Origin of the sequence: Streptomyces sp. NPDC007264 (assembly GCF_042869095.1) — a bacterium.
In the GTDB taxonomy this organism is placed as follows: domain Bacteria; phylum Actinomycetota; class Actinomycetes; order Streptomycetales; family Streptomycetaceae; genus Streptomyces.
In genome coordinates, this window is record NZ_JBIAFD010000007.1 from 137,838 (window position 1) to 162,606 (window position 24,769).

Annotated in this window: 24 protein-coding genes and 1 riboswitch; of the genes, 15 read left to right on the forward strand and 9 right to left on the reverse strand. The window is 70.5% G+C overall.

Annotated features, from left to right (window positions below; all coding sequences use genetic code 11):
* Positions 1-35: 35 nt before the first annotated feature.
* The 3 genes from ACFYMU_RS14045 to ACFYMU_RS14055 all read left to right on the forward strand — a co-directional run bounded on the left by ACFYMU_RS14045 (position 36) and on the right by ACFYMU_RS14055 (position 1,936).
* Entirely contained in the window at positions 36-506 is a 471-nt protein-coding gene (locus ACFYMU_RS14045) for a hypothetical protein (protein ID WP_388372906.1), read from the forward strand.
* A gap of 79 nt (positions 507-585) precedes the next feature.
* Positions 586-1,137: a YciI family protein gene (locus ACFYMU_RS14050; protein WP_388372454.1), complete on the forward strand. Its 552-nt coding sequence runs from the start codon at positions 586-588 to the stop codon at positions 1,135-1,137.
* 67 nt (positions 1,138-1,204) lie between these two features.
* Positions 1,205-1,936, forward strand: coding sequence for an NADPH-dependent F420 reductase (locus ACFYMU_RS14055; RefSeq protein ID WP_388372908.1), 732 nt, complete (start codon positions 1,205-1,207; stop codon positions 1,934-1,936).
* Positions 1,937-2,199: 263 nt separating this feature from the next.
* Here ACFYMU_RS14055 and ACFYMU_RS14060 read toward each other — a convergent pair whose 3' ends face one another.
* A complete protein-coding gene (locus ACFYMU_RS14060; protein ID WP_388372456.1) occupies positions 2,200-2,784 on the reverse strand; it encodes a TetR family transcriptional regulator in 585 nt (194 codons plus the stop codon).
* 102 nt (positions 2,785-2,886) lie between these two features.
* Here ACFYMU_RS14060 and ACFYMU_RS14065 point away from each other — a divergent pair, with 102 nt between their 5' ends.
* From ACFYMU_RS14065 to ACFYMU_RS14080, 4 genes are read left to right on the forward strand one after another with little or no spacing between them, the layout of a single operon-like run.
* Positions 2,887-4,065, forward strand: a complete 1,179-nt coding sequence (locus tag ACFYMU_RS14065; RefSeq protein ID WP_388372458.1) for an alkane 1-monooxygenase — start codon at positions 2,887-2,889, stop codon at positions 4,063-4,065.
* Complete coding sequence (locus tag ACFYMU_RS14070; protein ID WP_388372460.1) at positions 4,062-4,226, forward strand: rubredoxin; 165 nt, start codon at positions 4,062-4,064, stop codon at positions 4,224-4,226. Before ACFYMU_RS14065 ends, ACFYMU_RS14070 begins: the two co-directional genes overlap by 4 nt.
* Complete coding sequence (locus ACFYMU_RS14075; RefSeq protein WP_388372462.1) at positions 4,223-4,396, forward strand: rubredoxin; 174 nt, start codon at positions 4,223-4,225, stop codon at positions 4,394-4,396. Before ACFYMU_RS14070 ends, ACFYMU_RS14075 begins: the two co-directional genes overlap by 4 nt.
* Complete coding sequence (locus ACFYMU_RS14080; RefSeq protein ID WP_388372464.1) at positions 4,389-5,648, forward strand: NAD(P)/FAD-dependent oxidoreductase; 1,260 nt, start codon at positions 4,389-4,391, stop codon at positions 5,646-5,648. Before ACFYMU_RS14075 ends, ACFYMU_RS14080 begins: the two co-directional genes overlap by 8 nt.
* Positions 5,649-5,721: 73 nt before the next feature.
* Here ACFYMU_RS14080 and ACFYMU_RS14085 read toward each other — a convergent pair whose 3' ends face one another.
* The 7 genes from ACFYMU_RS14085 to gcvT form a co-directional block, all read right to left on the reverse strand.
* Entirely contained in the window at positions 5,722-6,279 is a 558-nt protein-coding gene (locus tag ACFYMU_RS14085; RefSeq protein WP_388372466.1) for a glycoside hydrolase family 25 protein, read from the reverse strand.
* 87 nt (positions 6,280-6,366) lie between these two features.
* On the reverse strand, positions 6,367-7,407 hold the full coding sequence (locus tag ACFYMU_RS14090; protein ID WP_388372468.1) for a phosphatidylinositol-specific phospholipase C domain-containing protein: 1,041 nt from the start codon (positions 7,405-7,407) through the stop codon (positions 6,367-6,369).
* A gap of 146 nt (positions 7,408-7,553) precedes the next feature.
* Positions 7,554-8,258 carry a hypothetical protein gene (locus tag ACFYMU_RS14095; RefSeq protein WP_388372470.1) on the reverse strand — a complete coding sequence of 235 codons (705 nt, stop codon included), beginning with the start codon at positions 8,256-8,258 and terminating at the stop codon, positions 7,554-7,556.
* Positions 8,259-8,409: 151 nt separating this feature from the next.
* Positions 8,410-9,777: an L-serine ammonia-lyase gene (locus tag ACFYMU_RS14100; protein ID WP_388372472.1), complete on the reverse strand. Its 1,368-nt coding sequence runs from the start codon at positions 9,775-9,777 to the stop codon at positions 8,410-8,412.
* A gap of 177 nt (positions 9,778-9,954) precedes the next feature.
* Positions 9,955-11,214 (reverse strand): serine hydroxymethyltransferase, encoded by a 1,260-nt coding sequence (glyA, locus tag ACFYMU_RS14105; RefSeq protein WP_388372474.1) that lies wholly within the window; start codon positions 11,212-11,214, stop codon positions 9,955-9,957.
* A gap of 15 nt (positions 11,215-11,229) precedes the next feature.
* A complete protein-coding gene (gene gcvH / locus ACFYMU_RS14110) occupies positions 11,230-11,607 on the reverse strand; it encodes a glycine cleavage system protein GcvH (protein ID WP_388372476.1) in 378 nt (125 codons plus the stop codon).
* Positions 11,608-11,717: 110 nt separating this feature from the next.
* On the reverse strand, positions 11,718-12,836 hold the full coding sequence (gcvT, locus tag ACFYMU_RS14115; RefSeq protein WP_388372478.1) for a glycine cleavage system aminomethyltransferase GcvT: 1,119 nt from the start codon (positions 12,834-12,836) through the stop codon (positions 11,718-11,720).
* A gap of 180 nt (positions 12,837-13,016) precedes the next feature.
* A riboswitch (glycine riboswitch) is annotated at positions 13,017-13,116 on the reverse strand.
* A 176-nt stretch (positions 13,117-13,292) separates the two neighbouring features.
* Between gcvT and ACFYMU_RS14120 the strand changes: the two genes are divergently transcribed.
* The 8 genes from ACFYMU_RS14120 (at position 13,293) to ACFYMU_RS14155 (ending at position 22,752) form a co-directional block, all read left to right on the forward strand.
* On the forward strand, positions 13,293-13,961 hold the full coding sequence (locus ACFYMU_RS14120; RefSeq protein WP_388372480.1) for an AAA family ATPase: 669 nt from the start codon (positions 13,293-13,295) through the stop codon (positions 13,959-13,961).
* A gap of 67 nt (positions 13,962-14,028) precedes the next feature.
* A complete protein-coding gene (locus ACFYMU_RS14125) occupies positions 14,029-14,823 on the forward strand; it encodes an enhanced serine sensitivity protein SseB (protein ID WP_388372481.1) in 795 nt (264 codons plus the stop codon).
* A 265-nt stretch (positions 14,824-15,088) separates the two neighbouring features.
* Positions 15,089-15,889 carry an enhanced serine sensitivity protein SseB C-terminal domain-containing protein gene (locus tag ACFYMU_RS14130; RefSeq protein ID WP_388372482.1) on the forward strand — a complete coding sequence of 267 codons (801 nt, stop codon included), beginning with the start codon at positions 15,089-15,091 and terminating at the stop codon, positions 15,887-15,889.
* Between the two features lie 356 nt (positions 15,890-16,245).
* Positions 16,246-17,253 carry an ABC transporter permease gene (locus ACFYMU_RS14135; RefSeq protein ID WP_388372484.1) on the forward strand — a complete coding sequence of 336 codons (1,008 nt, stop codon included), beginning with the start codon at positions 16,246-16,248 and terminating at the stop codon, positions 17,251-17,253.
* 67 nt (positions 17,254-17,320) lie between these two features.
* A complete protein-coding gene (locus ACFYMU_RS14140; protein WP_388372486.1) occupies positions 17,321-19,114 on the forward strand; it encodes an ABC transporter substrate-binding protein in 1,794 nt (597 codons plus the stop codon).
* 142 nt (positions 19,115-19,256) lie between these two features.
* Complete coding sequence (locus ACFYMU_RS14145) at positions 19,257-20,255, forward strand: ABC transporter permease (RefSeq protein WP_388372487.1); 999 nt, start codon at positions 19,257-19,259, stop codon at positions 20,253-20,255.
* On the forward strand, positions 20,252-21,349 hold the full coding sequence (locus tag ACFYMU_RS14150; RefSeq protein WP_388372489.1) for an ABC transporter ATP-binding protein: 1,098 nt from the start codon (positions 20,252-20,254) through the stop codon (positions 21,347-21,349). Before ACFYMU_RS14145 ends, ACFYMU_RS14150 begins: the two co-directional genes overlap by 4 nt.
* A gap of 23 nt (positions 21,350-21,372) precedes the next feature.
* The gene (locus ACFYMU_RS14155; RefSeq protein ID WP_388372491.1) at positions 21,373-22,752 is read left to right on the forward strand and encodes an ABC transporter ATP-binding protein; all 1,380 of its coding nucleotides are present in this window, start codon (positions 21,373-21,375) and stop codon (positions 22,750-22,752) included.
* Positions 22,753-22,869: 117 nt separating this feature from the next.
* Here ACFYMU_RS14155 and ACFYMU_RS14160 read toward each other — a convergent pair whose 3' ends face one another.
* Positions 22,870-24,675: a hypothetical protein gene (locus ACFYMU_RS14160; protein ID WP_388372493.1), complete on the reverse strand. Its 1,806-nt coding sequence runs from the start codon at positions 24,673-24,675 to the stop codon at positions 22,870-22,872.
* Positions 24,676-24,769: the final 94 nt, after the last annotated feature.

The following is a 24,769-nucleotide window of genomic DNA, read 5'->3' on the forward strand; positions in this document are numbered from 1 at the left end:
CCCCGAGGCCGGTCGCCCGACCGAGAAAGCACATGATGATCGCCACAGTCCTTGCCGTCGTCGGGACGCTCCTCGGATCGGTTGTCACCGGTACCTTCCAGCACCTGGCGGCCGGCCGCGCCGAGCGTGCAGCCGCCGCCGAGCAGTTGCGCCGCGACCGGCTCGACGCGGTGACCACACTGGCCTCCGCCGGCTCCGACCACCGCCGAGCCCTGTGGATGCGTGGGGAGGCTCGGCTGCGCGGCGCCGACGAGGTCGAGCTGGAAGAACTGCGAGCCAGGTCTCATGCCACCCGTTCCGCCATCACCCGCCCCCTGGTTGCGCTGCGGCTCCTCGTGCCCGACCCGGCTGTCCACACCACCGCACAGGCGATGGTCGTCGCCACCTACGACATGGTCGATGCCGCCACGAGCATCGAGGAGCTGACCGCAGCGCAGGACACTGCACGAGCCGCACACGACCGCTTCATCGATGCTGCCGCTGCATACTTCGGCACCGACACCTGACTTCTGCGTGAGGCTGCGGAGCGGTCGTCGCGGTGAAACTCGCTCGACCTGGTCGCCTCCTCGAAGAGACCCTAGGGGCATGGAGTTCCTCTGCTACCACCGCGACCGGCCCGGTTCGCTGCCGCTGCGCGACGAACTGCTGGAAGAGCATTGGTCCTACATGGACCGGTACGCGAAGGAGATGATCGCCCGGGGCCCGACGCTCGCCGACGACGGCGACACACCCACCGGAAGCGTGCACATCGTCGACCTGCCCGATCCCGCCGCGGCCCGTGCGTTCGCCTTCGACGAGCCGAACTACCAGGCCGGCGCCTACAGGGACGTGCTGCTGCGACGGTGGCGCAACACGTTGGGGCGCACCATGTGGGACTTCCCCGGCGGCCGGACCGGCGGCAACCGGTATCTGGTGCTGGGCCTCGGTGCGGGGCAGGCCGCCGACCTCGCGGTGCCGCCCGACCGGGACGAGCTGATCGCCCACGGGCCGCTGCTGTCCGACGACGGCACCACCTGGCTGGGCACGGCGGTGTTGCTCCGGGCGCCGGACCCGGAGACGGCACGCGCCGTCCTGACGCCGGACCGGTACGCCGACATCGAGGTGCACAACTGGCAGTTCGGCGGGCGGCCCTCGTAGAGCGCACCGGCGGCCGCCGTCACCCGTACGGCGCAGACCCGGAATAGCCCGCACCGCCCGGAGGTTGGTGCTGCCCAGCGACGGGGCCACGAGGCTCCGCCGGACACACCCCCGGAAGGGCGAGGCGAGTCAGGACATGAAGATCGGCATCATCGGCGCGGGCAACATCGGCGGCAACCTCACCCGGCGGCTCACCGCCCTCGGCCACGACGTCTCCGTCGCCAACTCCCGCGGCCCGCGCACGCTGACCGCACTGGCCGAGGAGACGGGCGCGACCCCGGTCACCGTGGCGGAGGCGGCCCGCGGCGCCGAGGTCGTCGTGGTCACGATCCCGGTCAGGGCGGTACCGGACCTGCCGTCCGGGCTGCTCGACGGCGCGGCCGACGACGTCGCGGTGATCGACACCGGCAACTACTACCCCCGGCAGCGGGACGGACGGATCGCGGCGATCGAGGACGAGGGCCTGACCGAGAGCCGCTGGACCGAGCGGCAGATCGGCCATCCCGTGATCAAGGCGTTCAACGGCACCTTCGCCCAGGACATCCTGGAGCGTCCCCGGCCTGCCGGGGATCCCGAGCGCATGGCGCTCCCGGTCGCGGGCGACGACGAGGCGGCCAAACGGCGCGTGCGGGACCTGATCGACGAACTCGGCTTCGACACGGTCGACGCGGGCGGCATCGACGACTCCTGGCGCCAGCAGCCCGGCACCCCGGTGTACGGTCTGCGGGCCGGCGTCGACGCCGTCACCAAGGCGCTGGCGGAGGCGTCACCCGAGCGCACCGCGGACTTCCGCGCCTAGCACATCCGCGGCGCTGTCGCCGCACGCACCGGATCCGAGCGCGGTGCCGGCCGCGGTCTCCGCCCGCGGCCGCCCGTGCTCGGTGTCCTCGGTCGCTCGTGCTCGGTGTCGCGGCCGCCCGTGCCCGATGTCCCCGGTCACCCGTGCCCGATGTCCCCGGTCACCCGTGCCCGATGTCCCCGGTCACCCGTGCCCGATGTCCCCGGTCACCCGCGCCCGATGACCCCGGTCACCCGCGCCCGGGGTCCCGGGCGACCGGGTGCTCAGCGTCCGGCGACCCGCATGGTGATCTCGGCGATGCGCTCCGCCGTGAGATCGGGGGGCAGGACCGGCTGGACCAGATGACTGACCGTCAGGCGTACGACGGCCTCGATCGCGAGGTCCCGGGCGTGCGCGTCGATGTCGGACCAGACCTCCGCCGCGTAGGCGGTGAGCATGCCGGTGGCCGTCTCCAGGAGGGGCTCCGAGCGGGTGGTGAGGTGGGCGAGCAGATCCTCCTCGCCGCCGCGGGGGCTGGTCAGGATGGTCTTGAGGAGCGGATTGTCGGCCGCGGTGCGCAGCGTGTACTCGATGGCGGCGGTCACGGCCGCCTTCATGTCATCGGGATGCGCGAGGAGTTGGTCCTGGATGCCGGTGAGGAAGCGCTCCACCTCGCGCATCACCAGGGCCTGCCCGATGGCTCCCTTGGAGCCGTACTCGGTGTAGAGGGTCTGCCTGCTCACGCCCGCGGTGGTGGCGACATGGGTCATCTTCAGCCGGTCCCAGCCCTCGGCTGCGACCCGCTCGTAGGCGGCGTCCAGGATCCGCTCCTTGAGCAGGGAACGGACCGACTCTCGATAGCGCGTCATCTCGCCCCATCCTAACCAGCCGTGTTCCCTCTCTTGACGGTGCCCTAAGTTACTGTCTAGTTTCTGGACACTCAAAGGCCAAAGTGTCCAGGAGGTGGTGTCATGGCGGGGACCGCGTACCCGCTCGGACCGTCGGTGTCGCAGGTGACCTGGCGGGACGGCAAGCGGTATCTGTGGCTGCTCGGGCTGGTGCTGCCGGCCTTTCCCTTCGCCGCCTGGGGGTTGGCGTCGGCCACCGGGCAGGGCTTCTTCTGGTGGTTCCTGCTGCTGATCGTCTTCGGCGTGATACCGCTGGTGGACCTGCTGGTCGGCAAGGACTCCGACAACCCGCCGGACAGCATCCTCGCCTGGCTGGAATCCGACCGCTACTACCGCTGGTGCACCTACCTCTTCCTCCCGCTGCAGTACGCGGGGCTGGTGCTGGCCTGCTGGCTGTGGTCCCGTCCCGGCCTGTCGGCCGTGGACAAGGCGGGGCTGACCGTCACCCTCGGCCTCGTGGCCGGTTTCGGCATCAACACCGCGCACGAGCTGGGACACAAGAAGGAAGCGCTGGAGCGCTGGCTCGCGCGGATAGCCCTCGCCCAGACCTGCTACGGCCACTTCTACATCGAGCACAACCGCGGCCACCACGTGCGGGTCGCCACCCCCGAGGACCCGGCCAGCTCGCGCCTCGGCCAGTCCTTCTGGGTGTTCCTGCCCCGCTCCGTGTACGGCAGCGCCCGCTCCGGCTGGCACCTGGAGAAGGAACGGCTCGCCCGGCTCGGGAAGAGTCCGTGGACGCTGCACAACGACGTGCTGGGCGCCTGGGCCATGTCGGCGGTCCTCTTCGCCGCGCTGACCGCCGTGTTCGGTCCCGGTGTGCTGCCGTACCTGGCGGCACAGGCCGTCATCGGCTTCTGCCTGCTGGAGGTCGTCAACTACCTGGAGCACTACGGCCTGCTGCGGCAGAAGGCCCCCTCGGGCCGTTACGAGCGCTGCACCCCCCAGCACAGCTGGAACAGTGACGACATCGCCTCCAACGTCTTCCTCTACCACCTCCAGCGGCACAGCGACCACCACGCCAACCCCACCCGCCGCTACCAGGCGCTGCGCCACTTCGACGACTCCCCGCAACTGCCCACCGGATACGCCGGCATGATCCTGCTCGCCGTCCTGCCGCCGCTGTGGCGGCGCGTGATGGACCGCAGGCTGCTCGCCCACTACGACGGCGACGTCACCCGGGCCAACATCCACCCCCGCACCAGGGAGAGGGTCCTGGCCCGCCACGAGGCGCGTCGATGAGCCGTCACCAGTGCCCCGTGTGCGACTACGTCTACGACGAACGTGCCGGTGCGCCCCGCGAGGGATTCCCCGCGGGCACACCCTGGGCCGACGTGCCCGACGACTGGTGCTGCCCCGACTGCGGAGTGCGCGAGAAGATCGACTTCGAGGAGCTGTCGTGAAGGTCTGGGAATGCCTGGTGTGCGGTTTCGTCTACGACGAGGCCGAGGGCTGGCCCGAGGAGGGCATCCCTCCCGGCACCCGCTGGGAGGACGTCCCGGACGACTGGTGCTGCCCCGACTGCGGCGCCGCCAAGGCCGACTTCCGGATGGCCGAGGCGTCCCGTGCCTGAGACCACGCCCCGCACCATCGCCGTCGTCGGCGCGGGAATCGCCGGGGCCACCGCCGCGCTCACGCTGCGCGAGGAGGGCTTCGACGGGCGCGTCCTGCTGATCGGCGACGAACCCCACGCGCCCTACCGGCGCCCGCCGTTGTCCAAGGACTTCCTCAAGCGGGCCGTACCGGCCGAGCGGATCCGCCTGAAGGCGCCGACGGTCTGGCGGGACCGTGACATCGAACTGCGCACGGGCACCGCGGTCACCGGCATCGGCGACGGCTCCCTCGAACTGGCCGACGGCAGCCGGCAGCCGTACGACCGACTGCTGCTGGCCACCGGCGGGCGCGCCCGCACCCTGCCCTACGCCGCCGGGCACGACCATGTGCACACGCTGCGCAGCCTCGGGGACGTGGCCGCCCTCCGCGCCGACCTGGAGTCCGGTGGACCGCTGCTGGTCATCGGTGCCGGACTGGTCGGCCTGGAGGTCGCCGCGAGCGCCCGCTCGACGGGACTTGACGTCACCGTCGTGGAGGCCGCGCCCGAGCCCCTGAGCCGGGTGCTGCCGGCACATGTGCGCAGGGCCGTCCTGGAACTGCACCGGGCGCACGGGACCCGGGTGCACACCGGGGTCACGATCGAGCACCTGGCCCGGCAGGGCGGCGCCCTGGTGGCGACCGCCCGGGACGGACGGAGCTGGCGGGCGCACACGGTCCTGGTGGCGGTGGGCCTCCTGCCCCACACGACGCTGGCCGCCCGGGCCGGCATAGACGTGGACGACGGGATCCTCGTCGACGCCTACGGCGCCACCAGCCGTCCGCACGTCTTCGCGGCCGGAGACGTGGCCCGCTGCCCCGACCCTCTGCTGGGGCGGCGGGTGCGCAACGAGCAGTGGAACCACGCCCAGCAGCACGCCGCCGCCGTGGCCAGGAACATGCTCGGCGCCGCCACACCGTTCACCGCGGTGCCCTGGTCGTGGACCGACCAGTACGGTGTCCTGCTCCAGATCGCCGGCCATCCCGCCGACGCGGCCGCCGACGCCCTGACCGTGCAGGGCGATGTCGAGGGGTTCGACTTCGCGGCCCTGGCGACCGCGGACGGACGCCCCGTCGGTGCCGTGGCGGCCGGCAGACCCCTCGACTTCCGGGCGCTGCGCACCGTACTCGACCGTCGGCTCGCCGACGACGGCCACCGAGGGCTGTCCGCCGGGGACTCCGGCGGTCCGGGCCGGGCGGACGCCCGGCAACCGCACCGCACGGCATCGACATGACGGTGCCGTCCGATGCGGCCGGCCGCCCTCGCGACCCGGGCCCGCACGAGCGGGGCCGCGACGTCGCCCGCGGTCAGGCGCTCGTGGCCCAGGTGTGCAGCGCGGCCTTGCCGGCGAAGTTCCCGACGTTCTTGTCCAGCGGGTTCGAGGTGTACTGGTGGAAGCGCCAGGCGGCCTTGATACGGGGCTTGCCCGCGGTGACGTAGTCGGCGATCCACAGGCCGTCTCCGGCGTACGAGGTGGTGTCGATGTTCAGCCAGAAGTGGCGGTTGGCGTAGAGGACCACGCGGTGGTGCGGCCGGAGTTCCTTCACCTTGCGGATGAAGCGGTCCTTCTCGGGGTTGCCGGCGTGGGTGCCGTCGCCGGTCGTCTCCCAGTCGACGGCGAGGAGGTCCCCCGCCCTCTCCGGGGCCTTGCCGACGAAGTACTCGGCCTGGGCGGTGATGTCGCCGGGCCACAGGAAGTGGTAGAACCCGACCACACAGCCCGCGTCCCGGGCGGTCTTGGTCTGGGCGGAGAGCTTGGGGTTCACGTACGAACGCCCCTCCGTCGCCTTGATGAAGACGAAGGAGAGGCCGTCCGTGTCGTAGGACGACGACTGGTACGCGCTGACGTCTGCGCCTCGCAGCATGGGGGCTCCCTGACGTGCTGGTGGGGGGAAACAGGGACCGATGCCTGAATCATCCGGCACGGGTGGTATGCCCCGTCGGCGCGCGTGTCAGCCCCTGTCGGCGACCGAACTGAGGACCGAGGCCGACTTCGCCGACCAGTCGGAGGTGATGACGCTCGCGTGGTCCCGGGCCAGCAGCGACAGCCGCGCGGCCACCTCCTCGTCGGTCGGGTTCGTGGAGGAGATGGCCGGCGACACGTCGGCCGCGGCCGTCATGATCAGGATGTAGTGGCTGCTGTCGTACCAGGACGTGTCGTAGCCGCCGGTGACGTAGGACCCCGCGTCCCCGTCGAAGAACACGAACCACGGGCGGATCGAGGCGTCGTAGCGGCCGGCGCGCGGATCACCGGCGGCGGCGCCCAGGACGGCCGGGAACGCCTGGGCCCTGGAGATGTTCCCGGCGGCGTACAGGTCGCGCAGGTGGTCGCCGTACTCCTCGTCCGTCCAGTAGGAGTCGAACGGGTTGTTCATCTCGACCGTGCCGGGGATGAGTTCGAACATGACCTTGCCCCGGAGGTCGTCGCGGGAGGGCCAGGCACCCGCCCTGGCGGCCGCGTCGAGCGTCGGATGGGTGGCGCCCAGCAGGTCCGACGGCTTGTAGACGATGTCCCCCAGCTTCGAGGACACCAGCGCGTCGAACTCGTCCGGGCCCAGCCCGCCCTTGTCGTAGAAGCCGACCTTCATCTCCACCTTGAAGATGATCGGCCGGTGGTCGGGGTGGAGCTGGTGCCAGGCGGCGATGTTGTCGAGGCAGCTGCCGAGATCCTGGTTGCGGCTCTTGCTGTAGAGCTCGGCCGGGGTCTTCGCGGCCTCGCAGTTGTTGTCGTTGCCGAGCGGATTGCTGTGGCTGACCCGCCAGCGCTTGCTGAGGATGTCGGCGTAGACGTCCAGCTCCAGCAGCGAGGCGCCGGAGTCGAGGGCCTGCGCGAAGTACGTGTACTTGTCCTTCTCGTACGCGTTGTGCGTTCCGATCGCGGTCGTGCCGGAGAACGAGGGGTCCGCCGCCCGGGCGGTGCCCCCTGCCGACACCAGTATCGCGGCGGCACCCAGCAGCGCCGCCAGCCGTCTTGTCGCCCCTACCAGTCGCACCTGTCAACTCCCCTTCACTGCCGTCGAGTTGACGGCAGCTTAGGAGAGAGCGGTTACCGCCCGGTAGCCCCGGGAGGAACATCGGCCGCGATTGCCCCGAAGGTCCCGGGCATCAGCCGTCCGCCGTGCTTGCCGCGGGCGGCCCGTCAGTCGTCCTGCGGTCCCTGCCGGAGGACGAGCCTTTCCCCGTCGCCGTCGTCGCGCACGTGGGTCACGCTGCCGTACTGTCCGGCGAGGAAGGTCCGGCGCCGGTTGAGCCGTTCCGACGCCGTGCTGGTGGTCACCCTGTACGCCCAGCAGGCGTTGACGTAGATCTCCTCCAGCCGCGTGCCGAGCAGCTCGAAGCGATCCGGGCATGCCTCCGCGTAGTCCTCGTCGAGGGAGTACCTGAAGACCTCGAGTCGTGATTCCGGACCGATCGCGAGGACGTCCGCCTCGATGTGGCAGTCCTCGACCTCGAGCACCTCGAGCGGCTGCGCCGCGCCGACGGAGATCCGGGGGCCGCCGGTGTACTTCGACTGCTTCAGCCGCAGATCCCGCAGGACGGGATGGACGAACACCGACCCGTCGAACAGGACCCGCCTGACGTCCAGCGACTCGAGGTTCGGACAACGGGCCGCGAAGTCGACATCCCGCAGGTCGCCATGGTCGAAGAACCCCCGGTGGGGGTGGAGCGTCAGAACGCGGACCAGCCCCCCGTGGTCGGTGAGGAAGTCCGCCACACGCTCGTAGCCGGGCCTGTCGAGATCGGTGACCTGGAGGCCGACCGATCCGGGTCCGGCGCCCTCCAGGACGTCGAGGAGCGACAAGTCGCTCGCCGATATGTGGTGGGACACGAGCTCGTGGGGCATTCAGGCATCCTTGCGCGGCGGGATCAACTGCTGCGGCGAGTTCCGCTGCCGAGCAGTGTGCCGCACACGGTCACGGCGCGTCCGGTGGCCGATGGAACACGGCACCAGCTCTCCGCCGGCGGGCTCCCGCGGTGACGAACACCGAACCGATCTAGCACTCGATGATGTTCACCGCCAGCCCGCCCCGGGCCGTCTCCTTGTACTTCACGCTCATGTCCGCGCCGGTCTCCTTCATGGTCTTGATGACCTTGTCCAGCGAGACCTTGTGCGAGCCGTCGCCGCGCATCGCCATCCGTGCCGCCGTGACCGCCTTCACCGCGGCCATGCCGTTGCGCTCGATGCACGGGATCTGGACCAGGCCGCCGACCGGGTCGCAGGTCAGGCCGAGGTTGTGCTCCATGCCGATCTCGGCCGCGTTCTCGACCTGCTCCGGCGTGCCGCCCAGCACCTCCGCCAGGGCGCCCGCCGCCATCGAGCAGGCGGAGCCCACCTCGCCCTGGCAGCCGACCTCGGCGCCGGAGATGGAGGCGTTCTCCTTGAAGAGCATGCCGATCGCGCCGGCGGCGAGCAGGAAGCGGACCACGCCGTCCTCGTCCGCGCCGGGCACGAAGTCGATGTAGTAGTGGAGGACCGCCGGGATGATGCCCGCGGCGCCGTTGGTGGGCGCGGTCACGACCCGCCCGCCGGCCGCGTTCTCCTCGTTCACCGCCATCGCGTAGAGCGTGATCCACTCCATCGCGCGGGCCACCGGGTCGCCCTCGGCGCGCAGTTGGCGGGCGGTGACCGCGGCACGGCGGCGCACCTTCAGGCCGCCCGGCAGGATGCCCTCGCGGGACATGCCGCGCGCCACGCACGCCCGCATCACCCGCCAGATCTCCAGCAGCCCCGCGCGGACCTCCTCCTCGGTGCGCCAGGCCCGCTCGTTCTCCAGCATCAGCGAGGAGATGGACAGGCCCGTCTCGCGGGCCAGCGTCAGCAGCTCGTCGCCGGTGCGGAAGGGGTACTTCAGGACCGTGTCGTCCAGCTTGATGCGGTCCGCGCCGACCGCGTCCTCGTCCACGACGAAGCCGCCGCCCACCGAGTAGTACGTCTTCGTCAGCAGCTCGGCCCCGGAGGCGTCGTGGGCCCGCAGGGTCATGCCGTTCGCGTGGTAGGGGAGGGCCTTGCGGCGGTGCAGGACCAGGTCGTCGTCGAAGGAGAAGGCGATCTCGTGGTCACCGAGGAGCCGGATCCGGCCCGACTCCCTGATCGCCGACACCCGGTCGTCGGCCGTCTCCACGTCCACCGTGCGCGGTGAGGCGCCCTCCAGGCCGAGCAGCACCGCCTTGGGCGTGCCGTGGCCGTGGCCGGTGGCGCCGAGGGAGCCGTACAGCTCCGCGCGCAGCGACCCGACGGAGTCCAGCAGCCCCTCGTTGCGCAGCCGGCGGGCGAACATGCGCGCCGCCCGCATGGGCCCGACCGTGTGGGAGCTGGAGGGGCCGATGCCGATCGAGAACAGGTCGAAGACCGAGATGGCCACGGAAGGTCTCCTAGGGTCTCGACGGACGCCGTTGTCCGTCGTGGGAGCTGGGCTCCGGGGGCGGGAGGCGCCCGGAGGGGGAGGGGACGGAGGAGTGGTCCATGAGACGGGGCACCGCGCTCACCCACCCAGTGTGCGCGGTGCCCCGGACATCCGTACGACGGAAAGCGTACGAAATTACTTCAGACCGGGGTACAGCGGGTGCTTGTCGGTCAGGGCCTTCACCCGGGTCCTGAGCGCCTGCGCGTCGTAGGACGGCTTCAGCGCCTCGGCGATGACGTCCGCGACCTCGGCGAAGTCCTCGGCCGTGAAGCCGCGGGTGGCCAGGGCGGGCGTGCCGATCCGCAGGCCGGAGGTCACCATCGGCGGCCGCGGGTCGTTCGGGATCGCGTTGCGGTTGACCGTGATGCCGACCTCGTGGAGACGGTCCTCGGCCTGCCGGCCGTCCAGCTCCGAGTCGCGCAGGTCGACCAGGACGAGGTGCACGTCGGTGCCGCCGGACAGCACGTCCACCCCCACGGCCTTGACGTCGTCCCGGACCAGGCGCTCGGCGAGGATCCTCGCGCCCTCCAGCGTCCGCCGCTGCCGTTCCGTGAACTCCTCCGACGCGGCGACCTTGAAGGCGACCGCCTTGGCCGCGATCACATGCTCCAGCGGGCCGCCCTGCTGACCCGGGAAGACCGCGGAGTTGATCTTCTTGGCCAGCTCGGCCGTCGAGAGGATCACTCCGCCGCGCGGACCGCCCAGCGTCTTGTGGGTCGTGGTGGTGACGACATGGGCGTGCGGCACCGGGTTGGGGTGCAGGCCCGCCGCCACCAGGCCGGCGAAGTGCGCCATGTCGACCATGAGGTAGGCGCCGACCTCGTCCGCGATCCGGCGGAAGGCGGCGAAGTCCAGCTGACGCGGATAGGCGGACCAGCCGGCCACGATCAGCTTCGGCCGGGACTCCTTGGCCAGCCGCTCCACCTCGTCCATGTCGACGACGCCGTCGTCGCCGACGTGGTAGGCCACCACGGCGTAGAGCTTGCCGGAGAAGTTGATCTTCATTCCGTGGGTCAGGTGCCCGCCGTGCGCCAGGTTCAGACCCATGATCGTGTCACCGGGCTGGAGCAGCGCGAACATCGCCGCCGCGTTGGCCTGGGCGCCCGAGTGCGGCTGCACATTGGCGTGCTCCGCGCCGAAGAGCTCCTTGACGCGGTCGATGGCGATCTGCTCGACCACGTCGACGTGCTCGCAGCCGCCGTAGTAGCGGCGGCCGGGATAGCCCTCGGCGTACTTGTTGGTGAGCACCGAGCCCTGGGCCTCCATGACCGCGACCGGGGCGAAGTTCTCCGAGGCGATCATCTCGAGGGTGGACTGCTGACGGTGCAGCTCGGCGTCGACCGCGGCGGCCACGTCGGGGTCGAGCTCGTGCAGGGGCGTGTTGAGAACCGACATGTGTGCCACGGCCCCTCAGCCGGCGATGTGGGCGTCGTACTCGTCGGCGGACAGCAGGTCGGCCGGCTCCTCGGTGATGCGCACCTTGAACAGCCAGCCACCCTCGAACGGGGCCGAGTTCACCAGCGACGGATCGTTGACGACGTCCTCGTTGGTCTCCGTGACCTCGCCGGACACCGGGGCGTACAGGTCGCTCACGGACTTGGTGGACTCCAGTTCGCCGCAGGTCTCGCCCGCGGTCACGGTGTCACCGACCTCCGGGAGCTGGACGTACACGACATCGCCGAGCGCGTTGGCCGCGAACTCCGTGATACCGACCGTCGCGACGCCGTCCTCGGCGGCCGACAGCCACTCGTGCTCCTTGCTGTAACGCAGCTGCTGGGGATTGCTCATGGCCTGGATTCTCCTGTACACGCGGGAGTGGTGGTGAGTGGGGGACTGCTGAAGGTGTTCGTGAGCGGGGCGGAGGGGCGCCGTGGGCACGTCCGGCCCGCGCCCAGTGTCTACTTCCGGCGCTTGTAGAACGGCAGCGCCACGACCTCGTACGGCTCGTGGCTGCCCCGGATGTCCACCGCGACCCCGGTGGTGCCGGGCGCGGAGTGCGCCGCGTCGACGTACGCCATCGCGATGGGCTTGCCCAGCGTGGGGGAGGGGGCGCCCGAGGTGACCTCGCCGACCACCTCGCCGCCGGCGACGACCGCGTACCCGGCCCGCGGGACCCGCCGGCCCTGCGCGACCAGGCCGACCAGCACGCGCGGCGGGTTCTGCGCCGCCCGCCCGGCGGCCTCGCGCAGCGCCGCGCGCCCCACGAAGTCGCCCTCCTTCTCGAACTTCACGACCCGGCCGAGCCCGGCGTCGAAGGGTGTCAGGGAGGTGCTGAGCTCGTGCCCGTACAGCGGCATGCCGGCCTCCAGGCGCAGCGTGTCCCGGCAGGACAGCCCGCACGGGACGAGGCCGGCGGGCGCGCCCGCCTCGGTCAGCGCCTGCCACAGCTTCTCGGCGTGCTCGGGGGCGACGAACAGTTCGAAGCCGTCCTCGCCGGTGTACCCGGTGCGCGCGATGAGAGCCGGGACGCCGGCGACCGTGCCGGGAAGGCCCGCGTAGTACTTCAGGCCGTCCAGGTCGGCGTCGGTCAGGGACCCCAGGATGCCGGGGGACTCGGGGCCCTGGACGGCGATGAGCGCGTAGGCGTCCCGGTCGTCGCGCACCCGGGCGTCGAAGCCGGAGCAGCGCTCCACCAGCGCGTCCAGCACCACCTGGGCGTTGGAGGCGTTGGCGACGACCATGTACTCCCGCTCCGCCAGCCGGTACACGATCAGGTCGTCGAGGATGCCCCCGTCCTCCCGGCAGATCATCGTGTAGCGGGCGCGGCCGACGCCGACGGAGGAGATGCTGCCGACCAGGGCGTGGTCCAGGAAGCGGTCCGCCTCGGGACCGGTGACCGTGATCTCGCCCATGTGCGAGAGGTCGAAGAGGCCCGCCTTCGTACGGACCGCGAGGTGCTCCTCGCGCTCGGAGCCGTATCGCAGGGGCATGTCCCAGCCGGCGAAGTCGGTCATCGTCGCGCCGAGCGAACGATGCAGGGCGTCGAGCGCGGTACGACGCGGGGGGCTGCTGCTCATCGGTGTGTGCTCCCAGGGCGATGGAGTCCCCCGCGCGGACGGAGCCGTGCGTGGGGAGGACGGGGTCGTTCCTCCCCATCTGTCATCGGAACCTGAGAGGTTCGCCATGACTCCCGCGGGGTCGTCACGGCTTGCACCTTGGGTGGAGCCACTGGTCGGCGGCCCGCTTTTCAGATGTGCCTCGCCCGCGCGGTTCGGGGCCTGAGAGATTCAAGGGAGGGACTTGCTCCTTCGGCGCCCGGGCACACGTCGGTACCCGGAACTCTCCCGCGCGGATTCAAGCGGCCGGTATGCAGTTGGCGCGCTCATCATCGCACGCCCCACCCGGTGGTGGCAGACCCCATCTGTAACCGGCTTGTGGCGGTACGGGCACGAAAACGCGAGACACCGTGCATTACCTTCTCTTTACGCTCGACGGGGACAGGTACGTCCCGGCCCCAAGGGAGGACGATCACGGTGAACAGGACCACGGCATACGCCACGACCTCGGGCGTCACAGTGCGCAAGCAGCCCGGAGCGAGGGCCCTGGAGACCTGCGGCCCCCTGCGGGCGGCCGTGGTGCGCGACCTGCGCGAGCGCGCGGGGCGCAGCCCCCACGGGCTCACCTTCCGCGCGGGCGACCTCGTCGTGATCACCGGGCTGCCCGGCAGCGGCAAGTCCACACTCATGCGGCGCGCCGTGCGGGGCACCCGCATCGACTCCCAGGACACCCGCGACCGCTGGGACACCCGTATGGCAGGCGTCCTGCCGTACGCGGTCTACCGCCCCCTCGTCCGTCTGGCCCACTACGCGGGCCTGCGCCGCGCGCTGCGCGCGGGCACGGGGATCGTCGTGCACGACTGCGGCACCCAGGCATGGGTGCGCGGCTGGCTGGCCCGGGAGGCCCGCCGCCGCGGCGGCACGCTGCACCTGGTCGTGCTCGACGTCGGCGCCGACACGGCGCTGGCCGGCCAGCGCAGCCGCGGCCGCGGCGTCTCGCGGTACGCCTTCCTCAGGCACCGCCGGGCGATGCGGCGGCTGCTGCGCTCCGTCGAGCGGGGCCGTCTGCCGCGGGGCTGCGGCTCGGCGGTGCTGCTGGACCGGGACGCGGCGGACGCCCTGCGCCGGATCGGTTTCGCGGGCTGACCGGCTGCCGGCGCGCACGCGTTAGCCTTTGCTGCCACAGCAGCGGTTCTGAGCAGGCGGTAGGCAGATGGACTTCCCAGCGGATCTTCCCGCGGACTTCCCGGCACAGGCGCACCCCCATCCGCACGGCGGATGGCCGGGCAACGAGTTGGAGGAGGTGCTCTCCGCCTCGCTCGGCGTCCCCTCGGCAGCCGGCCGGATCGTCGAGGTCCTCGGCCGCAGCTTCCTCTGGGTACCGCTGCCGGACGGCGGCGGCCCGCACAGCGGTCCCCTCGACCTGCCCACCCTGGACATCGAGGGCCAGGCGTACGTGCCGGTGTTCAGCTCGGAGGAGCAGTTCCGCCAGGTCGTCGGCCCGCACATGTCGTACACGATCGCGCCCGCCGCGGAGTTCGCCCGCGGACTGCCCCCGCAGGTCGGCATCGCGGTCAATCCCGGCGGTGTGGTCGGTGTGCCGCTGCCGCCGGACGCGGTGGCCGAGCTGTGCCGGGCCGGCCGCACCCCGCTCGACGGCCCGGCGAGCGGCGGCCGTGTGCGTCTCTTCGAACCCGACTGGCAGGAGGATCCGGTGGACTTCCTCGCCGCCGCGTCGGCCGAGTTCGACCAGGCCGGCGTGGTGGTCACCGCGCGCCGCTGCCTGGCCGCCATCGAGACGGCCGACCCGGTCATGGTCATCGGGGTCGAACTCGCCTCCCCCGCGGAGGCCGACCCGCAGGCGCTCCCGCTGGAGGCACTCGGCCGGGCGCTCGGCAAGGTACCCGTCGCCACACCCGTGAACATGGTGTTCCTCGACATGGCCCAGGACCCGGTGTGCGACTGGCTGCGGGAGCGGGTGCGGCCCTTCTACCAGCGCGGTTGCTGAACGGCCCGCGGACGGTGGGCGGCGCGCGGCCGGCGGCGGGCCGAGGGGCGGCCCACGGCGGGGCGGCGCGCGTCGCGTTGCTGTCCCCTGCGCGCCGTAACCTGGTTTCATGGCCGGAGCGGGAGTCGCTCCCGGCCGGGAGCCGGGGTCGGTTCCCGGACAGTGGAGAATGGTCCGGTCGGGGTGGTGCGGCTGACGTCCGCGCGCGACGCGCGGAGGACATCCGTCGGGACGGTCGGGCTTGTTCGTGAAGGGGCGGTAGAGGGTGAGCGCGTCGGGCACGGCCGCGGCCGGGCAGGTCGAGCACATGCTGCGCCAGGTGACGCCCGGGCGTTACGACGCCTACGAGGCGCTCCTTCACACGCTGGCGACCCCGTCGTCCGGCCAGGTCTGGATGCTGCTGTGGCGCGGCCAGGCCGGCTCGCCCGACGCCCAGTACGGGACCATGGAGGTGGGCGGCCACGGCTACGCGCCCTGCGTCACCTCCGCCCAGGAACTGTCGGCCAGCGGCTGGAACCGCTCGTACGAGGTGATCGACGGCCTCGACGCGGCCCGCACCCTCTACCCGGACCACCACGGCCTCTGGCTCAACCCGCACGCGCCCGGCGGCGGTGTCGGCATCCCCTGGCTGGACCTGCGCCGCATCGCCACCGGCCTGGAGCGCCAGCCCGCGGGACCCCTCAGACTCTCGGAACCGGCCGTCGAGATCCCGCAGTTCTACGCCCTCCTCGCACAGAACGCGCACCGGACGCCCGCCGTGCGCTCGCTGCGCCGTGCCTGGGTGCAGCCCGCGCTGGGAGCGCCGTACCTGGCGATCGGCCTGGATGTGTACGACACCTCGCCGCCCGCCGTGGACTCGGTGCGCGCGATGATGCAGCAGTCCGTCGTCGCCGTTCCCGAGGGGCTGCCGGTGTCGACCGTCGTGATGTCCGACGAGTACGACCCGGTCGCGATGTGGCTCCGGGCCCGCGCCCGCCCCTTCTACGACCGCGAGGCGCACGCGGCACCGGCCCAGGCCCCCGCCGTCGGCGGCTACGGCTATCCACCCGTCTCGGGAGCATACTGACCCGGACGGTTCCCGGCCCCGGACGCGCTCCCCGGCCCCGGACGTTCTCGACAGCCTCGGACGTGCTCGACGACGGCGGTTCCTCTTCGCGCGTAGATGAGGGTGGATGAGGCGGTTTTCGCCCCACGTGTCCCATACGCTCCCGTCCGCCCCCCGTTACCCACTGTCCGGATAACGGAACACTCCTGCTCGCATCACGTTTACGCATCCATTCACCGCCAAGTCTGGCAACAGATCGCAGAACCGTTGAAGACTCCCGCACCAGGGGTGTCCACCCCTGCGTACGACGGACTGAAGACGCCGCCACCGCGGCGAGTGCGGGCCGGCCACCGCCGGTTGAGAGGGGTCCCTGCCACATGACGGCACCATTGCACGAGCCCACCACGGAAGCGGCTCCGAGCGCTGCCGAGGAAGCAGCGCTCGCCGGCGCCGGGGTGAAGGCCGTACAGGGGCGTTCCCTGGGCCGGATCGCCTGGGAGCGCCTGAAGCGGGACAAACTCGCCCTCACGGGCGGCGTCGTCGTGCTCGTCCTCATCGCGGTCGCCCTGCTCGCCCCGCTGATCACGAACCTGGTCGGCCAGGATCCGGACGCCTACCACGAGAACCTGATCGACCCGCTGTTCGGCACTCCCAAGGGGTCGCTCGGCGGGCTCAGCGGCGACCACCTGCTGGGCGTGGAGCCGGTCAACGGCCGCGACATCTTCGCGCGCGTCCTCTACGGCGCCCGCGTCTCGCTCCTGGTGGGCTTCCTGTCCGCCATGGTCGCCGTCGTGCTGGGCACCGTGCTGGGCATCCTCGCCGGCTTCTTCGGCGGCTGGGTCGACTCGCTCATCAGCCGCGTGATGGACGGTCTGCTGGCCTTCCCGCAGCTGCTGTTCACGATCGCCCTGGTCTCCGTCATGCCGAACGACATGCTGGGCCTGACCGGATCCAGTGTGCGCGTGTTCGTGATGATCCTGGTCATCGGCTTCTTCGGCTGGCCCTACATCGGACGCGTGGTGCGCGGCCAGACGCTCTCGATGCGCGAGCGCGAGTACGTCGAGGCCGCGCGATCGCTGGGCGCGGGGCGGTTCTACATCCTGTTCAAGGAACTGCTGCCCAACCTCGTCGCCCCGATCATCGTCTACACGACGATGATGATCCCCACCAACATCCTCACCGAGGCGGCACTCAGCTTCCTGGGCGTGGGCGTCAAGCCGCCCACCTCCTCCTGGGGGCAGATGCTTTCGAGCGCGATCGACTACTACGAGTCGGACCCCATGTACATGGTGGTCCCGGGTGTAGCGATCTTCATCACCGTTCTTGCCTTCAACCTCTTCGGCGACGGCGTGCGGGACGCGCTGGACCCGAAGGGTTCCCGCTGACTGCCGTACCCCAAGCGTCCCGTGGCACCTGCACGGGGTCTCTCATCAATCCGGAGGATCCGAGATCGTGACTACCCAACGCACCTCAGGGCGGCGTAAGCAGGCGTTGGCCGCTGCTGCCGCGGTCGCCGCGCTGCTGACCACGGCGGCGTGCGGCGGCGGCGATGACAACGGCGGCGGCTCGAAGACCGGTGCGGCCGGCTTCGACGCCGCCAACAACAAGGTCGCCCAGGCCTCCGCGGCCAAGAAGGGCGGGACGCTGAACTTCGGTGGCGCCCAGGACGCCGACTCGTGGGACACCACGCGCGGCTACTACGGCTTCATGTGGAACTTCGCCCGCTACTACAGCCGCCAGCTCGTCACGAACCAGACGCAGCCGGGCAAGGCCGGTGCCGAGCTGACCCCGGACCTCGCCACCGGGCTCGCCAAGGTCTCCGACGACGGCAAGACCTACACGTACACCCTGCGTGACGGCGTCACGTGGGAGGACGGCAAGCCGATCACGTCCAAGGACATCAAGTACGGCATCGAGCGCGTGTGGGCGCAGGACGTGCTGTCCGGCGGCCCGGTGTACCTGAAGGACGTCCTCGACCCCAAGGGCGAGTACAAGGGCCCCTACAAGGACACCAGCAAGGACAAGCTGGGTCTGAAGGCCATAGACACGCCGGACGACAAGACCATCGTCTTCCACCTCCCGAAGGCCAACTCGGACTTCGAGGAGATGCTGGCCCTGGTCTCGGCCTCCCCGGTCCGCCAGGACATGGACACCAAGTCCAAGTACGGTCTGCACCCCTTCTCCTCCGGTCCGTACAAGTTCCAGTCGTACAGCCCGGGCAAGGACCTGACGCTGGTCCGCAACCCCCAGTGGAAGCAGTCCTCGGACCCGATCCGCAAGGCGTACCCGGACAAGATCCACGTCCAGTTCTTCTCGGACGCCAACCAGCTCGACCAGCGCCTGATCAACGGTGACCTGGACCTGGACATCAACCAGACCGGCATGTCGCCGCAGGGCCGCACCACCGCCCTGAAGCAGCACAAGGCCAACCTGGACAACCCGGTCTCCGGCTACATCCGCTACGCGGTCTTCCCGCAGAGCGTGAAGCCGTTCGACAACGAGCACTGCCGCAAGGCCGTGATCTACGGCGCCGACCACGTGTCGCTGCAGACCGCCCGTGGTGGCCCGGTCGCCGGTGGTGACATCGGCACCAACATGCTGCCGCCGTCCGTCGCGGGTGCCGAGGGCCAGAAGTACGACCCGTACGAGCTCTCCGGCGCCAACAAGAACGGCAACGCCGCCAAGGCCAAGGAAGAGCTGAAGGCCTGCGGCAAGCCCAGCGGCTTCTCGACCACCATCGCCGTCCGCAACAACAAGCCGGTCGAGGTGGCCACCGCCCAGTCCCTGCAGGCGTCGCTGAAGAAGGTCGGCATCACCGCGCAGATCGACCAGTACGACGGCTCGCAGACCACCGGCATCATCGGCAGCCCTTCGAACGTCGCGAAGAAGGGCTACGGCATCATCATCATGGGCTGGGGCCCGGACTTCCCGTCCGTCCAGGGCTTCGGTCTGCCGCTGTGGAACAGCAAGTACATCCTGCAGAGCGGTAACTCCAACTACGCGCTGATCAAGGACAAGGCGATCGACGGCCTGTTCGACCAGTACGTCAACACGCTGGACGACGCGGGCAAGACCAAGATCGCCACGGAGATCAACCACAAGGTCATGGAGGGCGGCTACTACCTGCCCTTCGTCTTCGAGAAGTTCATCAACTGGCGCTCGGACAACCTGGCGAACGTCTACACGACCGACGGCTACAGCGGCATGTACGACTTCGTCAACCTCGGTCTGAAGTCCGCGAAGTAAACCCGGCACACCCGCCGTACGGCACGAAAGGCAGGTGAAGGCCGGCGCGGCGTGACCGCGGGCCACCGGGAGTCCCCCACCGCCCAAAAGGCGTGGGAGGTACCCCCACCGGTGGCCCGCGGTCCGCGGCGGGCCGTTAGCTGTGCTCGCTTACCTCATCAGGCGGCTGTTCGCCGCCGCAGTGATGCTCGTGGTCATCGTCATGGTGGTCTTCGGCATCTTCTTCCTCATCCCCAAGTGGGCGGGGGTCGACATCGCCTCGAGCTTCGTGGGCAAGCAGGCCGACCCCGCCGCCGTCGAGGCGGTGCGGCAGAAGCTCGGACTCGGCGACCCGATCTACTCCCAGGTCTGGGAGTTCTTCAAGGGCATCTTCGTCGGCCGCACCTACTCGGGCGGCGGCGACGTGACCCACTGCGCCGCGCCGTGCTTCGGCTACTCCTTCCGCAGCGAGCAGGCCGTCTGGCCGGTGCTGACCGACCGCTTCCCGGTGACCGTGAGCCTCGCCCTCGGTGCCGCCGTCCTGTGGCTGCTCTTCGGTGTCTCGGCGGGTGTCCTCTCGGCGCTCAAGCGCGGCAGCCTCTGGGACCGCACTGCCATGGTCGTCGCACTGTCGGGTGTCTCCCTCCCCATCTACTTCACCGGCATGCTCGCCTCCGCGATCTTCGTCTTCGGCCTGAAGTGGATCGACGCGCAGTACGTGCCCCTGGACCAGAGCTTCAGCGGCTGGTTCGGCGCCATGATCCTGCCCTGGATCACCCTCGCGTTCCTGTACGCGGCGATGTACGCCCGGATCACCCGCGCCACCATGCTGGAGATCCTCGGCGAGGACTACATCCGCACGGCGCGCGCGAAGGGCCTCAAGGAGCAGACCGTCATCGGCAAGCACGCCATGCGCTCCACGATGACGCCCATCCTCACCATGCTGGGCATGGACCTCGGCGCCCTCATCGGCGGAGCCATCCTGACCGAGTCGACGTTCAACCTGCCCGGTCTCGGGCAGGCGGTGCTCAACGCCATCAAGAACCAGGACCTGCCCATCATCCTGGGCGTCACCCTGATCACTTCTCTCGCGGTGCTGATCGCCAACCTCGTGGTGGACGTCCTGTACGCCGTGATCGACCCCCGAGTGAGGCTCGCATGACCGAACTCAGCAAGAGCGGAGCGGCCGTGGGCGAGCCCACGAGCGGTTCGCCCGCGCCGACGGCCTTCCTCGAAGTGCGCGACCTGAAGGTGCACTTCCCGACCGACGACGGCCTGGTCAAGTCCGTCGACGGGCTCAGCTTCCAGCTGGAGAAGGGCAAGACCCTCGGCATCGTGGGCGAGTCCGGATCCGGCAAGTCGGTGACCTCGCTCGGCATCATGGGCCTGCACACCGCCGGCCAGTACGGCAAGCGCAAGGCGCAGATCTCCGGCGAGATCTGGCTGGACGGCACGGAACTGCTGTCCGCCGACCCGGACCATGTGCGCAAGCTGCGCGGCCGCGAGATGGCGATGATCTTCCAGGACCCGCTGTCCGCGCTGCACCCGTACTACACGATCGGCCAGCAGATCGTGGAGGCGTACCGCATCCACCACGACGTCGACAAGAAGACCGCCCGCAGGCGGGCGATCGAGATGCTCGACCGGGTTGGCATCCCCCAGCCGGACAAGCGGGTCGACAGCTACCCGCACGAGTTCTCCGGCGGTATGCGCCAGCGCGCGATGATCGCGATGGCGCTGGTCAACAACCCCGAGCTGCTCATCGCGGACGAGCCGACCACGGCACTCGACGTGACCGTGCAGGCGCAGATCCTCGACCTGATCCGCGACCTGCAGAAGGAGTTCGGTTCCGCGGTCGTCATCATCACCCACGACCTGGGCGTCGTCGCCGAACTCGCCGACGACATCCTGGTGATGTACGGCGGTCGCTGTGTCGAGCGGGGCCCTGCCGAGAAGGTGTTCTACGAGCCCCGGCACCCCTACACCTGGGGTCTGCTCGGCTCGATGCCGCGCCTCGACCGCGAGCAGACCGACCGCCTCATCCCGGTCAAGGGCTCCCCGCCCTCCCTCATCAACGTCCCGTCCGGCTGCGCCTTCAACCCGCGCTGCCCGTACGCCGACCTCCCGAAGGACAACGTCACCCGCACGGTCCGCCCCGAGCTGACCGAGGTCGGCAGCCGGCACTGGGCCGCCTGCCACCTGACGCAGGAGCAGCGGGAGCGTATCTGGACCGAAGAGATTGCGCCGAAGCTGTGAGCGAGAACCCCAAAGACGCGGCAGTGACGATTCCTGCGCAGACCGGCGGTGCCACCCTCACCGAGGAGGCCGCCCCCGGCGAGACCCTGCTGAAGGTCACCGGGCTCCAGAAGCACTTCCCGATCCGCAAGGGCCTGCTCCAGCGCCAGGTCGGTGCGGTGCGCGCCGTCGACGGTCTGGACTTCGAGGTCAAGGCCGGTGAGACGCTCGGCGTGGTGGGCGAGTCCGGCTGCGGCAAGTCGACGATGGGCCGGCTGATCACCCGGCTGCTCGAACCGACCGCCGGGACGATCGAGTTCGAGGGCCGGGACATCACGCACCTGGGCGTCGGCGGGATGCGCCCGCTGCGCCGCGACGTGCAGATGATCTTCCAGGACCCCTACTCGTCGTTGAACCCGCGGCACACGATCGGCACCATCGTGGGCGCTCCCTTCCGGCTGCAGGGTGTCACGCCCGAGGGCGGCATCAAGAAGGAAGTACAGCGGCTGCTGTCGGTCGTGGGCCTCAACCCCGAGCACTACAACCGCTATCCGCACGAGTTCTCCGGCGGTCAGCGCCAGCGCATCGGCATCGCCCGCGCGCTCGCGCTCAACCCCAAGCTGGTCGTGGCCGACGAGCCGGTCTCCGCGCTGGACGTGTCGATCCAGGCGCAGGTCGTGAACCTGCTGGACGACCTCCAGGAGGAACTCGGCCTGACATACGTGATCATCGCGCACGACCTCTCGGTGGTCCGGCACGTCTCGGACCGGATCGCGGTGATGTACCTCGGCAAGATCGTCGAGCTCGCCGACCGCGACTCGCTGTACAAGGCGCCGATGCACCCCTACACCAAGGCGCTGATGTCGGCGGTGCCGATCCCGGACCCGAGGCGCAAGGCGGCGAAGAGCGAGCGCATCCTGCTCCAGGGCGACGTCCCCTCACCGATCGCGCCGCCGAGCGGCTGCCGCTTCCACACCCGGTGCTGGAAGGCGACGGAGATCTGCCGCACGACCGAGCCGCAGCTCCTGGAGCTGAAGCCGGGACAGCGGGTGGCCTGCCACCACCCGGAGAACTTCGAGGACCAGGCGCCGCAGGACACGGTGCTGCTGTCCGACGCCAAGGAGGCGGCGAAGCTGGTGGCCGACGAGGTCCTGGCGGAGTCGGCGGAGACGTCGGCGGCGGTGGCCGCGGAGGTGGAGGCCGAGGCGGCGGCGTCCGTGGAGGCCGAGGTCGAGGCGGAGGCGGAGGCGGAGACCCAGGCTGAGGCGCCTGCGGAGACGTCGGCCGAAGAGGCAGCCGAGGAGGCAGCCGCGGAGGAGCCGGCCGGAGGTGCCGCCGCGGAGGAGCCGACCGAAGGGACCGCCGCGGAGGCGCCCTCCGAGGAGGGGCCGGAGGCCGACCGCCGGGGGTCCGGCGACACGTGACGCATGACCGCTCGGCGACGTCATGCGCATACCGAACGGGAGAGTGCCGGGTCCCGGGCGTCCGTCTGATCGACGGCCCGCCCTGAGGGACTCACGGCACTCTCCCGTTCGGCTTGGTCAGCACATGGGACTGATCTTGTCGGTCTCGTTCACGGCGCCGGACCAGGAGTACTCGTCGTTGTCGCTGAAGTAGTAGTACGTGGCGCCGTTGGGTGCCATGGCCACGGTGATGCCGCCGAAGCCGGACATGAACGGCACGTAGAAGGAACAGCTGTACTGCGGGTAGGCGGCCGGGGTGAACTGCTTCGCCCACACGCCGTTGTTGTACCGGAAGGGCGTCGTGCCCGTGGTGACCAGCCCGCGGTCGGCCGGGTCGCGCTGCATGGCGGCCGCCAGGGCGGTGGGACTGATCACCTGGGCCCCGGCGATCCGGCCCGAGTCGTTGTTGAGGAACCCGGCGACCTTGGCGATCGAGTCCTGGGTCCAGAACATGCCGTAGCCGCCGAAGGGCACACCGGTGGCGGAGTTGTCGGTGCGCTCGCCGGCCAGCGAGTCGGGACCGACGTGCAGCGGGGTGAGCACGTCGTCGCGGAGGAGGTTGAAGATGTCGGCGCCGCTGCCGGCCCTGGACCGCAGGTAGTTGTTCTCGGCGCGGGCGGCCAGGAACGTGTCCGAGCTGTGGTAGACCCACTGGGTGCCGGGGGCCGCCTGATGGGGGAAGACCAGGGCGTCGGCCATCTTGGACGTGTACGCCTCGGCGGTGAAGAAGTTGGACATCTGCGTCCCGCCCTCGTCCACCTCGTAGCCGGACGAGGTGTAGTTGCCGGTCGCCATGTCGAGCGCGTCGTCCAGTGTGACGCCCGACCAGTCACCGGAACCGGAGGCCGTCTCGGGCACCCAGGTCCTGATGAGCTCCTGGGTGACGCCGTCGCCGTAGAGCTGCTGCAGCCGCATCGCGGCCACGCCGGCGAAGGCCGTCTTCGCGGTGGAGTACGACGGCAGCAGCATCTCGGAGCAGAAGGCGTAGCCGCCGTAGCGGGTGGTGCAGCCGGAGGTGTAGTTGACGCCGTTGACGAACAGCCCGTAGGAGGTCATGTCGGCCGGGGTGACCCCTGCCCCGAACTGGCTGAGGTCGATGCCGGCGCCGGGGTAGTCGGTGGCCAGCGCGCTGATCGGCTTGGTGGGCAGCCGGTCGGCGACCTCGGCCGCGTAGGCGTTCTCGACGGCGGGGCCGTCGGGGACCGTCGCACGGGTGTACCCGGCGGACAGCTGCCCCCACATGGTGAACTTCTGGTACTCGCAGGTCTCCTGGGTGACCTGGTAGCGCACCTTGGTGATGGTGCTGGAGTCGAACAGGAAGGTCATCTCGCCGTTGTGGACGCAGTTGGCGTTCCGCTCGACGAGCGCGAAGGGGAAGGAGGCGCGGGTCATCCCGTTGTCCGCGTTCTCGTCCCAGACCCTGCCGGGGCCCGTGGCCAGGTTCCAGACCGTCGACCCCGTGTAGGTCAGGCCGCGGACCGTGGGGATCAGATGGCTGCCGTTCTGGACGAAGGTGACCGACACGGGCGGCAGGTGCTTCCACACCGAGTCCCTGAACGAGGTCCGGTTGTAGGTGTCGACCAGCTCGCTGAACCCGCCGCCGGTCGCGGTCCCGTTCAGCGTGAGGGTGCCCTCGAAGGTGTGGCTCGGCGGCGCCGCGCCGGCCGGCAGGGCGAAGGCGGAGTCGTCGACCGGTGCCGTGCTGCTTCCGGTGGTCAGGTCCGCACGGGTCAGCAGCGTGCGGCTGACCGAGCCGCTGCCGGTGAGGGGGTCACCCGGGACGGGGGTGACCGTGGTGGCCGATGCCCTGCCGGCGCCGGTGAGGGGCAGGCCCACCACCACGACCAGGGCCGCCAGGGCCTTGCTGATTCTGCTGTTTCTCATGCTGCTCCACCGTTCTTGTGCGGCGCGGGCATCTGTGATGCAGAACCGTGCTCCGGCCCGGTGAAGTTTGTCGAATGCCTGTCATGGCGGTGCC